At 62.5% G+C, this 12,852-nt stretch carries 16 protein-coding genes and 3 pseudogenes; 8 read left to right on the top strand and 11 right to left on the bottom strand.

All coding sequences use genetic code 11. The features are described from left to right. The first annotated feature begins 121 nt into the window (after positions 1–121). Positions 122–250 carry a hypothetical protein gene (locus tag U0023_RS35715; protein ID WP_154660885.1) on the top strand — a complete coding sequence of 43 codons (129 nt, stop codon included), beginning with the start codon at positions 122–124 and terminating at the stop codon, positions 248–250. Positions 251–278: 28 nt separating this feature from the next. Here the strand turns inward: U0023_RS35715 and queC are convergent, their stop codons facing one another. From queC to U0023_RS27780, 4 genes and pseudogenes are all read right to left on the bottom strand, one after another. After that, the gene (gene queC, locus U0023_RS27795; protein ID WP_009489056.1) at positions 279–992 is read right to left on the bottom strand and encodes a 7-cyano-7-deazaguanine synthase QueC; all 714 of its coding nucleotides are present in this window, start codon (positions 990–992) and stop codon (positions 279–281) included. Then, a complete protein-coding gene (locus tag U0023_RS27790; protein WP_009489055.1) occupies positions 979–1,356 on the bottom strand; it encodes a 6-pyruvoyl trahydropterin synthase family protein in 378 nt (125 codons plus the stop codon). The genes queC and U0023_RS27790 overlap by 14 nt, the downstream gene beginning before the upstream one ends. Beyond that, positions 1,356–1,988 (bottom strand): 7-carboxy-7-deazaguanine synthase, encoded by a 633-nt coding sequence (queE, locus tag U0023_RS27785; protein WP_009489054.1) that lies wholly within the window; start codon positions 1,986–1,988, stop codon positions 1,356–1,358. The genes U0023_RS27790 and queE overlap by 1 nt, the downstream gene beginning before the upstream one ends. Positions 1,989–2,003: 15 nt before the next feature. Further along, positions 2,004–2,156: pseudogene (locus U0023_RS27780) on the bottom strand (7-cyano-7-deazaguanine synthase QueC); the annotation flags it as partial. Between the two features lie 365 nt (positions 2,157–2,521). Between U0023_RS27780 and folP the strand changes: the two are divergent. From folP to tnpC, 6 genes are all read left to right on the top strand, one after another. Further along, a complete protein-coding gene (gene folP / locus U0023_RS27775) occupies positions 2,522–3,337 on the top strand; it encodes a dihydropteroate synthase (protein WP_009489052.1) in 816 nt (271 codons plus the stop codon). Continuing rightward, on the top strand, positions 3,334–3,702 hold the full coding sequence (gene folB / locus U0023_RS27770) for a dihydroneopterin aldolase (protein ID WP_009489051.1): 369 nt from the start codon (positions 3,334–3,336) through the stop codon (positions 3,700–3,702). Before folP ends, folB begins: the two co-directional genes overlap by 4 nt. Continuing rightward, positions 3,695–4,168 carry a 2-amino-4-hydroxy-6-hydroxymethyldihydropteridine diphosphokinase gene (gene folK, locus U0023_RS27765; RefSeq protein ID WP_009489050.1) on the top strand — a complete coding sequence of 158 codons (474 nt, stop codon included), beginning with the start codon at positions 3,695–3,697 and terminating at the stop codon, positions 4,166–4,168. The genes folB and folK overlap by 8 nt, the downstream gene beginning before the upstream one ends. A 271-nt stretch (positions 4,169–4,439) precedes the next feature. After that, positions 4,440–4,865, top strand: coding sequence for an IS66-like element accessory protein TnpA (gene tnpA / locus U0023_RS27760; RefSeq protein WP_040637820.1), 426 nt, complete (start codon positions 4,440–4,442; stop codon positions 4,863–4,865). Further along, a complete protein-coding gene (gene tnpB, locus U0023_RS27755; protein ID WP_009489048.1) occupies positions 4,862–5,212 on the top strand; it encodes an IS66 family insertion sequence element accessory protein TnpB in 351 nt (116 codons plus the stop codon). Before tnpA ends, tnpB begins: the two co-directional genes overlap by 4 nt. A 47-nt stretch (positions 5,213–5,259) precedes the next feature. Then, positions 5,260–6,933 carry an IS66 family transposase gene (gene tnpC, locus U0023_RS27750; RefSeq protein ID WP_009489047.1) on the top strand — a complete coding sequence of 558 codons (1,674 nt, stop codon included), beginning with the start codon at positions 5,260–5,262 and terminating at the stop codon, positions 6,931–6,933. Here the strand turns inward: tnpC and U0023_RS27745 are convergent. The 7 genes and pseudogenes from U0023_RS27745 to U0023_RS27715 form a co-directional block, all read right to left on the bottom strand. Next, entirely contained in the window at positions 6,871–7,716 is an 846-nt protein-coding gene (locus U0023_RS27745) for an aminotransferase class IV (RefSeq protein ID WP_009489046.1), read from the bottom strand. The genes tnpC and U0023_RS27745 overlap by 63 nt on opposite strands. Continuing rightward, entirely contained in the window at positions 7,703–8,302 is a 600-nt protein-coding gene (locus U0023_RS27740) for an anthranilate synthase component II (RefSeq protein WP_009489045.1), read from the bottom strand. The genes U0023_RS27745 and U0023_RS27740 overlap by 14 nt, the downstream gene beginning before the upstream one ends. A 9-nt stretch (positions 8,303–8,311) precedes the next feature. Continuing rightward, a pseudogene (locus U0023_RS27735) lies at positions 8,312–8,599 on the bottom strand (chorismate-binding protein); the annotation flags it as partial. Between the two features lie 55 nt (positions 8,600–8,654). After that, complete coding sequence (locus tag U0023_RS27730) at positions 8,655–9,167, bottom strand: ISAzo13 family transposase (protein WP_322883866.1); 513 nt, start codon at positions 9,165–9,167, stop codon at positions 8,655–8,657. A 106-nt stretch (positions 9,168–9,273) separates the two neighbouring features. After that, positions 9,274–9,849, bottom strand: a complete 576-nt coding sequence (locus U0023_RS27725) for an ISAzo13-like element transposase-related protein (RefSeq protein ID WP_052600416.1) — start codon at positions 9,847–9,849, stop codon at positions 9,274–9,276. Between the two features lie 81 nt (positions 9,850–9,930). Further along, positions 9,931–11,142, bottom strand: coding sequence for an anthranilate synthase component I family protein (locus U0023_RS27720; protein ID WP_154660884.1), 1,212 nt, complete (start codon positions 11,140–11,142; stop codon positions 9,931–9,933). 10 nt (positions 11,143–11,152) lie between these two features. Beyond that, positions 11,153–11,239 (bottom strand): annotated as a pseudogene (locus U0023_RS27715) (7-cyano-7-deazaguanine synthase QueC); the annotation flags it as partial. A 553-nt stretch (positions 11,240–11,792) separates the two neighbouring features. On the opposite strand from U0023_RS27715, the gene U0023_RS27710 reads away from it, so the two are divergent. Further along, complete coding sequence (locus U0023_RS27710) at positions 11,793–12,845, top strand: aldehyde dehydrogenase family protein (protein WP_009489010.1); 1,053 nt, start codon at positions 11,793–11,795, stop codon at positions 12,843–12,845. The last annotated feature ends 7 nt before the right edge of the window (positions 12,846–12,852 follow it).

Here is a 12,852-nt window from a genome sequence, read left to right as displayed (position 1 = left end):
CTTGCCGCCCTGACTGTCGTTCGCGCTCAGCCCCTGCGCTAGCGCATGGTTCACCTCGTGACCAAAGAACCGCACCGGCCTCGGAATCTCTGCGCACCCGATCACCGAGCGCATCAATGCGATGAGCGGCGGCCGACTTCAGATCCACCTTTTTGCTACAGGCGAGATCGTGCCGCCGGTTGCGGTGCTTGATACGGTCTCCAATGGAACCGTCGAGATGGGGCACACGGCATCACATGCCTCCCCATAATCCTCCTCATGATTCAGCTCCAGACTCGTCAGCTCCGCACTTGGGTGTAACGCTGCCATCCCGCTGACCGCAACCGACAGGCGTCGCACTCGCCACAACCAAAGCCCCAGTCGTGCCGGATGCCGCGATCCCCGTTGTAGCAGGTATGCGTCTCCTGCACGATCAGTTCGACGAGCGCGTCCCCGCCCAAGGTCTCGGCCAAGGCCCAGGTTTCGGCCTTGTCGATCCACATCAGCGGCGTCTCGAGCACCAGCCGCGCGCTCATGCCGAGGTTGAGCGCGGTCTGGAGCGCCTTGATCGTGTCGTCGCGGCAATCGGGATAGCCGCTGAAGTCCGTCTCACAGACGCCCGTCACCACGCGCTTGAGGCCGCGCTGGAAGGCGACGATCGCCGCAAAGGTGAGAAACACCAGATTGCGCCCGGGCACGAAGGTCGCCGGCAGGCCATCCGCCCGGCTGCTGGCCACTGGCAGGTCCGCCGTCAACGCGCTCACACTCACCTCGCCCAGCACGTCGAGCGGGATCACCCGGTCCGGTCCGAGGCGGCTGGCCCAGAGCGGCGACAGACTGGCAAGCGCCTGCCGGATTGGCTCCCGACAGTCCATTTCGACGGCGTGGCGTTGACCATACGAGAATCCGATGGTCCCGACCCGCTCGTAGCGCGACAGCGCCCAGGCCAGACAGGTAGTCGAGTCCTGTCCGCCCGAAAAGACCACGAGAGCGGAGGACTCAGCGGCGTTCATGGTCAGCCGGCGCATAGTAGGTGCAGGTTTCGCCGCAGCTATCGCGGTAGATCGTCACCCTGGCGATCGGTCCGATAGGCTGGACCCGCTCGAAAATGAACCGGGTGATGTTCTCCAAAGTCGGCCGCTCCAGCCCCTCGATGCGGTTGAGGAACTTGTGATCGAGCGTCCGGCGCATCTCTGCGAGCTTGCCCTCGAGCAGGCCAAGATCAATCAGCATGCCCGTTTCGGGATCGGGCAGTCCGCGCACGGCGACCTCGGCCCGGAAGGAATGGCCATGGATCTCCTCGCTGGCAGGTCCGAGCGTGGTGCCGGTCAGCGTATGGGCGGCTTCGAAGTTAAACGACTTGGTGAGTTCCCACATCAGCGGATTCCTAAGTACTTATGGGCTTGGAGGCTCAACCGCCATTGCGGGTGAGCCAGGCAATATTCGACGGCCAGCGCCGTGTTCGCGACCTGATCCGGTCCATCCATCGGCTGAAGCGAGAACCGCTCGAAGGCTAACGAGGCAAACCGCTCGGGCGGGGCATCCTCTTGCGGATAGACCAGCTTCAGCTCATGGCCGGCCCGGATCTTGAGGTCGGCGCTTCCTTTCGGGCTGACGCAAATCCAGTCGAGCCCCGGTGGGGGCTCAATGGTGCCGTTTGTTTCGACTGCGATCGTGAAGGAGCGGCGGTGCAGTTCATCGATGAGAGCGGAATCGACCTGGAGCAGCGGTTCTCCGCCTGTCAGCACCACAAGCCGGTGATCAGTCCCAGGGCCCCATTGCTCCTCAATGCGGTCGCACAGGTCGGCGGCGGTGGCATGGCGTCCGCCGAAGGTCCCGTCGGTGCCCACGAAGTCCGTGTCGCAGAACCGGCGAGCCGCCGCGGCCCTGTCGCTCTCTCGTCCTGACCAGAGATTGCACCCGGCAAAGCGGCAGAAGACGGCGGTTCGTCCGGCTTGGGCGCCTTCGCCCTGAAGCGTCAGGAAGATCTCTTTGACGGCGTAGCTCATTTACGCTGCACCTATAGTCGGCGCCGATCTGGTCGGGAGGCGTCCTACGGTGGAGATACCGACGATGGCGTGAGACAAGCTGAGGCGCGTGAGGGTTCGCTCTGCGGCGGATTTGTGCGCGAGCGTGACGGAGTCCAATCCGCCGGAACAGATGACGAAGGTGTTCACCAGAGCTCCTTGTTTTGACCGGGTAGGCTGCGACCGGATCGGCTCACGTGCCGATGAACGTGAAGTGGATGGACCTGTGAACGCGCGGCTCTACCAAGCGCTCACCCAACCGGTTCTGCGCGGCATAAACGATAATAGACATGCAGGTGTCAATAAGAATGCATTCCATCACACGCTTCCTCAGAGCCGCCATGGCTTGTCAGCAGGAGGGATAGAGTAGCCTGATCTGCTCAAGCACCGAAGCCGAGGGTGGACTGAAATTGCGGCTGGCTTCGAGCAGTGCCTCTTGGCCCTCCTATCAACCAAAGCTCGACTTCTGGCGCAAACCGCGACAGAAGGAGACCCGTCCTGATCTGAAGTGAGCCATGACAGCGATCCTGAAAGAACTCGGCACACGCACCTTGATCATGGGTGTCCTGAACGTCACGCCCGACTCGTTCTCCGACGGCGGCCTTTTCCGGGACCCTGCCGTTGCCGTTGCACATGCCCATGACATGGAGCAGGCGGGCGCTGACATCATTGATGTCGGCGGGGAGTCCACGCGGCCGGGGCATATGCCCGTGGGGGCCGATGAGGAGCAGCGGCGCGTCATCCCGATTATTCGTGAGCTTGCGCAGATCCTGAATGTGCCGATCTCCATCGACACCTATCGGGCGTTGACAGCCCAGGCTGCCCTTAGGGCGGGAGCGAGGATCGTCAACGACATCTGGGGATTCCAGCGCGATCCCGACATGCCGGCAGTCGTGGCGGAACATGATGCTTTCGCAATCGTGATGCACAATCGCGCAGAGGTCGATGCTTCGCTCGACATCATGGCCGACATGCTGCATTTCTTTGAGCATTCCCTTACTCACGCCCGCCAAGCCGGCATTCCGGATGCACGTTTGATCCTTGATCCCGGCATTGGCTTCGGCAAGACGGCCGACCAGAACCTGGAGGCGCTGCGCCGCCTGCCGGAGCTGAAGACACTGGGCTTCCCCGTGCTCGTGGGAGCCTCCCGCAAATCGGTCCTGGGCCGCTTTTACGATCCGCAAGTCCCCCCACGAGACCGGCTCTTTGGCACCTTGGGAGCGCATCTGGCCGCCGTGAGCCGGGGTGCCGACATCGTTCGCGTCCATGACGTCAAGGCTCACGTCGAGGCCTGCCGCGTGGCCGATATCTTGCTGAGGACCCTGCCGTGAGCGACACGATCACAGTCTCCCGTCTGGCGCTGTACGCCCATCATGGCGTTCATGCCGAAGAGGCCCGTCTGGGACAGCGGTTTTACGTCAGCGTGATCTGCTCGCTCGACCTGAAGCCGGCCGGGCAGGCCGATGATTACCGACAGACCGTCTGCTACGCGAGCTTGGCCAAGCTCGTTCACGAGATCGGCACGACGCGTCGCTTCCATACCATTGAGGGCCTTGCCGAGGTGATCGCCACCAGCGTGCTCGACGACTTCCCGCCGGTGGCGGCCGTGACGGTCCGGGTCGAGAAGCCTGAGGCGCCGATTCCGTTCATCCTCGATGGTGTGAGCGTCGAGATCAGGCGGTCGCGCGATGGCTAGGGTCACGCTCAGCCTCGGCAGCAATCTCGGCGACAAGCGCGGCAATATCGCCAAGGTGCTGTCAGCTCTTGACGCGGGTGGGGCAAGAATTCTCACCCGCTCTGCAGACTATCGCACAGAGCCGTGGGGACCTGTTGCTCAGGACTGGTTTGTGAATGCCTGCGCCGTTGCTGAAACCGAGCTCGCGCCGCATGACCTCCTGGCCCTGTGCCTTCGGGTGGAGCAGGAGTTGGGGCGGGTTCGCGAGGTCAAGTGGGGACCTCGGGTGATCGACGTCGATATTCTCACCTACGATGATCTTGAGGTGAACACCCCCAGCCTGACGCTTCCCCATCCGTATCTGGCGGAGCGCGCCTTCGTTCTGGTGCCGCTGGCCGAGATCGCACCCGATCTGCAGCTCGGTCGGAAAATGATTGCCGACATCCTCGCTGACTTGAATTGCAGTGACATCACGAAGCTGGCCTAGCTGAGTGCACGGCTGCTGCCGCCAATTTCCAACGTCCGGCCAATCTCACAAACCGTTGCTAATTCATCAAGGCGAGGAGATTGGCGCGGATATGCTCGACTGTTTTCCGCCTGTGGCGAGAGAGCGGCTTGCCGTCGAGTTCCGTCACGTGTGCCACGAGCGCGACAGAGTTGGTCAGAAGCGTACGCATCCGAGCTGGGCCGCCTTGTGGGACTGGGGCATTTGGAAGAGCACTGGCTCTATCGACGTCGATATGGACGGTGCTATAGCCATGGACATTATCAGGGAGCATGGGCCGGTCAGCCGCCTGGACGTGGTCGACACTGGTCGTCGCCGCCGTTTCAGCGATGAAGCAAAGCTGGCAATTGTGGCCGAGAGCTATCGCGAGCCGAAGCAGGTCTCAGCCACGGCGCGCCGGCACGGGATCACCCGCTTTCAGTTGAACAGCTGGCGCAAGGCTCACAGAGAAGGACGGCTCGGCGCTGGTTCCTGGGATGGGTTTGTGCCCGCCCTGGTCGTGCCGGACGCTCACGCGCCCTTGGAGTCTTCCGTGCCGAATGCGCCGGTGCCGCATCCTCCCTGCGGCCTCGGTCGGATGGAGATTGTCACGGCCAACGGGCGGCATGTGATCGTCGACCGGGATGTCGACATCGAGGCGCTGCTGCGGATCATCCGGGGCCTCGAGGCGCTGCGATGAACCTCTTTCCGATGGGCTCGAGCGTCAAGGTCTGGCTGGCAACCGGGCATACCGACATGCGGTGTGGCTTTCCGACCCTGGCGCTTCGGGTGCAGGAGATTTTGAAGCATGATCCTTTGGCGGGCCACTTATTTTGCTTCCGCGGACGCAAAGGTGATCTGATCAAAGTGATTTGGCATGACGGCCAGGGAGCCTGCCTGTTCACGCGGAAATTGGAAAGAGGTCGGTTCATCTGGCCGAGCGTGGAAGGGGGCGCTGTTGCGATCTCACCGGCGCAGCTGTCTTATCTTCTGTCCGGAATCGACTGGCGCAATCCCCAGGAAACCTGGCGTTCGACCCGGGTGTGAGCCGGTTTTGCCATTGAAGTTGCTGGGCAATCTGATTCAATGGTGCCATGTCATCGGCACCGTTCTCGCTGCCTTCGGATCTTGCCAGCGCCCAGGCCGCGCTGCTGGCAGAACGCGAGGCACGGCTGCGCAGCGAGGCCGAGCGGGATGCTGCGGTCGCGGATGCCGCCCATGCGAGGGCGAGGCTGTCCAGCACCGAAGCGCTGATCGCGTATCTGCAGCTGCAGATCGGCAAACTCGAGCGCGAGAAGCATGGCCCACGTCGTGAGCGCACCCAACGGCTGATCGACCAGCTGGAATTGCAGCTCGAAGAGCTGGTGATAGCGGCGACTGAGGATGAACTGGCCGCTGAGGCTGCGGCGGCGAAAGCGCAGACCGTGCGCGCCTTCACCCGCAAGAGGCCGGTGCGCAAACCCTTTCCGGAAGACATTGAGCGCGAGCGCATCGTGGTGGAGGCGCCGACGGTCTGCGGATGCTGCGGCAGCGCACGACTGGCGAAGCTGGGCGAGGACGTGACGGAGACGCTCGAGGAGATCCCGCGCCGCTTCAAGGTGATCGAGACGGTGCGGGAGAAGTTCACGTGCCGGGATTGCGAGGCAATCAGCCAGGCACCGGCGCCATTCCATGCCACGCCACGCGGCTTTCTCGGCCCCAATCTGCTGGCGACGATCGTGTTCGACAAGTTCGGACAGCATATCCCTCTGAACCGCCAGAGCACGCGCTTCCAATGCGAGGGCATCGCGCTGTCGACCCAGACCCTGGCCGATCAGGTCGGCCATGTCAGCGCCGCGCTCCAGCCGGTCTTCGACCTGATCGAAGCCCATGTGTTCGCCGCCGTTCGGCTGCATGGCGACGATACCACGATCCCGATCCTGGCCAAGGGCCAGTGCACGACCGGACGGATCTGGACTTACGTGCGGGACGACCAGCCGTTTGGCGGGCCTGCACCGCCGGCCGCGGTCTATTACGCCTCCCGCGATCGGCGCGGCGAGCATCCGCAGAAACACCTGGCCGGCTTCGGCGGCGTGCTTCAGGCTGATTGCTACAACGGCTTCAATCCGCTGTTCGACCCGACGAAGAATCAAACGCCGATCACGGCCGCTTTCTGCTTCGCACATGCCCGCAGGAAATTCTTCGAACTGGTCGATGTCGCCCGCCATCCCCGGCGCGGCCGGAACGCCAGGCCGGCCTCGCCGACTGCGCTGGAGGCGGTCAGGCGCATCGATGCGCTGTTTGCCATCGAGCGCGAGATCAACGGCCGGAGTGCGACGGAGCGGCGCGCCGTGCGGCAGGAGAAGAGCAAGCCGCTGCTGGACGCGATGGAAGCATGGCTGCGCCAGGAGCAGGGTCATCTGTCGCGATCCTCCCCGGTGATCGAGCCGATCAACTACATGCTCTCGCGCTGGGCCGACTTCTCCCGCTTTGTCGACGATGGCAGAATTTGTCTCACGAACAACGCGGCCGAGAGGGCGTTACGCGGTGTGGCCTGCGGCAGAAAATCCTGGCTCTTCGCCGGTTCCGATCGCGGCGCCGACCGGGCCGCCATCATGCTCACGCTCACCATGACGGCCCGTCTCAACGATGTCGACCCGAAGGCATGGCTCGCCGATATCCTTGCTCGGATCGCCAACCTGCCGGTCTCACGCCTCCATGAAATGCTACCATGGGAATGGAAGAGGTTGCGCCAAGGCGAAAGCCCGGCGCCACAGCGGGCCGCCTGAACATCCACCATCATACGACAAACCGGATGACGCGCGACGCTCAAAGTCCGCGCGGCTCCTCGGATGCTTACTCAGAAGCACGGCATCGGCTTGAAAGAGACTGTCCTTTGGAAGGTTCACTTCTTGTGGGATCAGACCGAGTTCGGGTGCCAAGACATTGAGAACAAGGGCGCGGGTGATTCCAGGCAACACTCCATTGTCGAGGGATGGGGTGAGGAGCCTCTCACCCTCGATGATAAAAATGTTTCCGGCGCTGGTGCAGGCCACCTGCCCGCCAACCGCCAGGAGGAGCGCGTCGTCAGCGCCTTGGTCCAACGCTTCCTGTACGGCGAGGACATTATCGAGATAGGCGAGCGTTTTGTATCGTGATGTAGGCGAAGAAGAATTGCGCCGAATCCGTGCCGTCGCCAAGCGCACCTCCGCTGCCGTCGGATTTGGCGACCATGGTGCGGACGCAGCCGCAAAGACGGTGGGCTGTTGGTGTATCGGAAGTCGTAAGCCGCGGGGTCCCGCGCCTCGGGTCAGGGTCAGGCGAATGATGCCCCCTTCGGGGAGAGCGGCAGTCAGATCCTCAACCGGCCGTCGCAGAGCCTCCCGATCCACTGGGATGTTCAATGCGGCCGCACCGGCGAGAAGACGATCGAGATGCGCGTCAAGCATGAAGGCTCGGCCATTCGCAACAGCCAGCGTTTCGAACAAGCCGTCGCCCAGCAGAAGCCCTCGGTCGCGCAAATCGAAACCGGTTCGCGGATCATTCGAGACCGCCCCATCAAACCACAGCATGGCGCCTCTCCTTGGCTTTCGCCGCGATATCGAGGAAGTTGGACAGCAGCGTGTGTCCGTGCTCGGTCAGGATGGACTCCGGATGAAACTGCACGCCATAGGTGGGATGGCGTCGATGCTGCAGGGCCATGATCTCGCCGTCCTCCGAGCGTGCGGTCACCTCCAACTCCGTCGAGCTCCGATCCTCCTCGACAATCAGCGAATGATAACGCCCCGCCTTTAACGGATTGGGCAGGCTGTTGAAAATACCCTGACCGCTGTGGCTGATCGCGGAGGAGCGCCCATGCATGGGGTTGTGCGCCCGCGTGACCCGCCACCCGAAGACCTGTCCGATGCATTGATGACCAAGGCAAATCCCCAGAAGCGGGAGCAATCCCGACAGATGCCGGACGATCTCGCAGGACACGCCGGCTTCCAATGGAGAGCATGGCCCGGGCGAGAGCACGACGGCTCTCGGCGATAGGCCTCGAACTGCGCCGACGTCGATCGCGTCGTTGCGGACCACCTTCACCGTCTCGCCCAGCTCAGAGAAGTACCGTGCGACGTTGAAAACGAAAGAGTCATAGTTGTCAATGATCAAGATCATTCTCGTCGTCTATGCTTCAAAGGCTGCAAAAATGCGCTGGGCCTTCGCCAAGGTTTCCTCGTACTCGGCCTGCGGGTTGGACAGCGCCGTAATCCCACTGCCCGCATGAAATACGGCTGATCCGTCCGTCAGCATGATGGTCCGAATCGCGATGTTCGTATCGGCTGTCCCGTCGAAGCCAAAGTAGCCGATGGAGCCACAATAGACCTGCCGGGCACAGCGTTCGATCCGGGTGATGATCTCCATGGCGCGGATTTTTGGCGCACCCGTGATCGACCCGCCCGGGAAACAGGCGGCGATCACGTCGGTTGCCGTAAGGGCTTGGCAGCCAACTATTTGCCAATTCAGGTTATCAAGTTCGCGGCGAGAGCGTGTAATTCCATGCGGGACAGACGGCATGCGGCCTCAGGTGGAGGCGACGCATGACCTCGTCGGAGACCCGCTCCCCGGTCTCATTGCCACCACGCTTGAGGCGAGCATTCACCCGCAGCCCGGCTGCCGTGACGGTTCCGGCAATGTAGCGGACCATCGTCGCAAAGGTCCGCAGCGGCACGCCAGCCCAGTTCAAGCTGATGAAGCTGAAGAGCCGGTGCTCAATTGGGTTCCACTTCGAGCAGCCGGTGGGATAGTGACACACCGTGACCTCGAGCCCGCAGGCATCGCAGAGCTGTTCTTGCAACTGGGCTTTCCAAACTCGGGAGCGGCAACTGTTCGAGCCGCCCGCATCGGCCAGGACGAGGAGACGCCCGGCTTCTGGAAAGCGCTTCTGTCCTTCGCTCTCCCACCAGTCACTGATCGCCTCAACGGCAAAGCGCGGGGTGTCAAAGCAATCGCCGATGCACACATAGCCGCTGTTGGTTGTGATCTCGTAGATGCCGTAAGGAATGGCCTGACCGACTGCATCCTGCGGCTAGTCGTGCACCAAGACCGGCTCGGCTCTCCGGCACCACGTCTGGCCCGGGTTCTTGAAGTCACCGACCAATTCCTTTTTTTTTCGAATCCACGCTGATGATCGGCTCACCTGTGGCTGCAAACTGCGCGCGCTGTTCGGCGATGTGCTGGAATTGCGCATCGCGCTCAGGCGGCGTGCTGTGCGCCTCGGTACGCCGTGCATTGGCTTTGGGCGAGTAGCCCAATTGGCGCAGCAGGCGCGCCACCGTGGGGCGGCTGGCCGGGTGTCCTGCGACGGCAAGCTCATGGCTCAGATGATGCAGAGAACTCCGCTTGGCTTTGGCGTGCCGACCCATCGGGTCACCCGCTGTCTCGCCTTCGAGCAACTCCTCCAAGGTCTGTGGGAGTTCAGGATCCTGGACCTCTCGGGTGGGACGGCCACCACCGGCGACCCGCACGCGCTCGGTGGGGCGGTCAACAAGCCCGGCCTCGAGTTCGCGACGGCCGCGCCGGATGGTATGGGGGCTCAAGCCCGTGATCTGGGCAAGCCGCTGAGTGCCGCCCCAGCCGATCCGCATCGCCTCAAACGCGATAAACCACCGGCGCTGCTGTTCGTCGAGCCGGCTGGCAAGCAGGTTGATCTGCCGATGAAGCATGCGGTCCGGATGGGGCTTGCGCGAGTGACACTTGGGGCATCCACATGGGTGAAGGGAGGGTAGCGACATCGGCAGCTCCGTTCAGAACGGATGGTCCTTGTTCCAACAACGCACCAGTTGCCCATTTGGGCAGGTTGTTGCCTGCCAAGCCCTAACGCCTGGCTGGAGTTGGCCCTCGACGACCGAGACGAGATGGTGGACCGCCGCATAGCTTTCCAGATTGCACAGCACGGGGGTTCGCACGGTGTGTGGTTTGCACACCCGCGACAGGTCATTGCGCAAGAGATCGACGATCATGAGGTTCTCGGCCCGATCCTTGTCGGAGCGCAGCAGCGTCTCAGCCAAGTTCCCGTCGCGCTGCTGATCGGAGGAGCGTGCAACTGTGCCTTTGATCGGGCGTGTTTCGACGCAGCCCTGATCAACCTTCAGAAAGCGCTCAGGCGAGCTCGAGGCAATCGTGCTCTCGTCGAAGCTGAGAAAAGCGCCAAAGGTCGCAGGATTCACGCGGCGGAGCTGGCCGTAGAAGGCAAGCGCGTCGAAGTCATCGGAAACGCAAGCGGTAAAGCGCTGGGCAATGTTCGCCTGGAAGATGTCTCCGGCCAATATGGAGTCGATCACGGCCTTAACGGCCTTCCTGTAGCCGCTGGCCGAGAAGTTCGACGTCCATGGGCTTGCGAGCCTGCAGTCACGGAGCTGGCGCGGTCCATGGCCGAGAAGCCTCCGGAATTGCTGAGCGCGAGCTGCGGCCCGCTTCTGGCGCTTGTCTGGGTCCTGCTCTGGCCAGCCCGTTGAAACAAGCCACGCGTCGCCACTCCGGTGATCGAAGCTCACGACGACATCGTAGAATGGGAGCACGGCTTCAGGGCATGGGACGTCGGTCGGCGCCGGTGTGAGCCTCTCGAGAGTGTGCCGAAAATCATACGCGAGATAACCTGCTGCACCGCCTTGGAATGGCGGCAGGCTTTCCATTCTCGATTGGCGGTACCGGTCTAAGAGAGAGCGCAGTGCGGATAGCGGCGGTTGAGCTAAGGGATCGCCGTTCCAGAGTGCTCGTCCACCCCGCACGGCAAACCGGCCGAAAGGGTCTGCGGCGACGAAGGAGTAGCGTCCGAGCACAGGGTGGCGCAGAGCGCTATCCAGGAACAGCAGATCGGGCAGTTGCGACAATGCCCGCGCGCAGGTGAATGCGTCAAGGCTGCCAAGATGTTCAAGATGGATCGGGTGTCGCATGACATCAGCAGTCGAAAATCGGATCAAGGTTGGCGTTCTTGGCGTGCTGACCTCATCCAACAAGCGGCACACCGAGGCGGGTGAGGGATTGCTCAGCCGCAACCTTGTGGGCGAGGGTGACGGAGTCCAATTCGCCGGAACAGACGACGAGGGTCTTCACGTGGGCTCCTTGTTTTGACCGGATCGGCTTGCGTGCCGATGAATGTACGGCAGACGGACGAGAGGCATCGTTGATGCGCTCACCCGTTGGCGCCAGAGCATCAAGGACTACATCGGAGCGAGTGTCAACACGGTCGCCCGGGCACGAGACATGGGTTGCAGCTCTCTTCCCAAGGGCAGCACCATTACCAGTATTCTCTACGGAACTGTGCCAGCAGGGCGGGTGACCGGGTTCACATCGGTCGGCCTAGCAGGGAGTTGCAGCGTAACATCTGCTCCTCACTCAAGGTGCCACAGGCCCCGGTACCAGAGTCGATCCAAGGTGTGTCTTGGCCCAACCAACAAGAAAGCGGATCCAGCGAGCTGTCGCGCGGTCTAACCAACATTTTCCGCGGGTTCTTGACGGCGCGGTGTCGCATGGTGAAGAGAGTAATGTCGTCCGGTTTCAGGAACAATCCGCTCAAACCTCGCGAAAGGGGCGCTGTGGTGTGGGTCCTCGATTTGGCTCGAACGACTGAGATTGTCGCTGACAACGAAGCAAGGGGCGCAGGTCGGTGCAACATCTCCACCATCTTTATATCGATGGACGGTGGGTCTCACCTGAGACCCCGCGGCTTGTCGACCTCATCAACCCTGCCACCGAGGCAGTCTTCGCAACCTTCGCACCGAGTGATGTCGGTGATGTGAACCGCGCCATTGCCGCAGCCCGGCAGGCCTTCGGGGCGTACGCCCAAACCACACGACGGGAGCGGCTGGATCTCCTGCGAGCCATCGTCGACCGCTACCGGCGACGCACCGACGATCTTGTCGAAGCGGCCTTGCTGGAGATGGGGGCTCCCCTCACCCTTGCCCGCGAGCGGCAGGTGCCGGCTGGGCTCATTCATCTGCAGCAGAGCATCAAATCGCTGGAAACCTATCAGTTCGACACAGTGCTGGGCTCGACCCTGATCACGCGGGAGCCCATCGGGGTCTGTGGACTGATCACCCCGTGGAACTGGCCCCTTCTGCAGATCGCCTGCAAGGTTGGCCCAGCGCTTGCTGCCGGCTGCACGATGATCCTGAAGCCCAGTGAGCTCGCACCCGCCTCGGCATCGATCTTCGCAGAAATCCTGCATGAGGCCGGCGTGCCACCGGGCGTGTTCAACCTCATCCAGTGCGACGGACCCACTGTCGGTCAGGCACTTGTGTCTCATCCTGACGTTGATATGGTTTCCTTCACCGGCTCAACCCACACTGGGATCGTTGTGGCCAAAGCCGCAGCTGACACCCTCAAGCGGGTTCATCAGGAGTTGGGTGGCAAGTCCCCCAACATCCTTCTCGACGATGCAAGTTTCGCGACAGCTGTGAGACATGGGGCCTATGCCTGCTTCGCCAACAGTGGCCAGTCCTGCGACGCGCCAACCCGCCTGCTCGTCCCTGCGCATCGACAACCGGAAGCGGCCGCGATCGCCAAGAGCATCGCCGAGGAACTTGTGGTGGGAGAACCGCGCTCGCTATTGACCACCCTCGGCCCAGTAGCGAACAAGGCGCAGTTCGCGCGGGTTCAAAGTACGCATCCGAGGAAGACCGCAGGATCAGGCCTCGCGCGTCGATGGGATCGTGGCTAACGTTGGT

The sequence above is a fragment of the Microvirga lotononidis genome (assembly GCF_034627025.1).
Lineage (GTDB): Bacteria > Pseudomonadota > Alphaproteobacteria > Rhizobiales > Beijerinckiaceae > Microvirga > Microvirga lotononidis.
The sequence above is the reverse complement of the archived record's forward strand: the minus strand, read 5'-3'. Positions and strand labels throughout refer to the sequence as shown.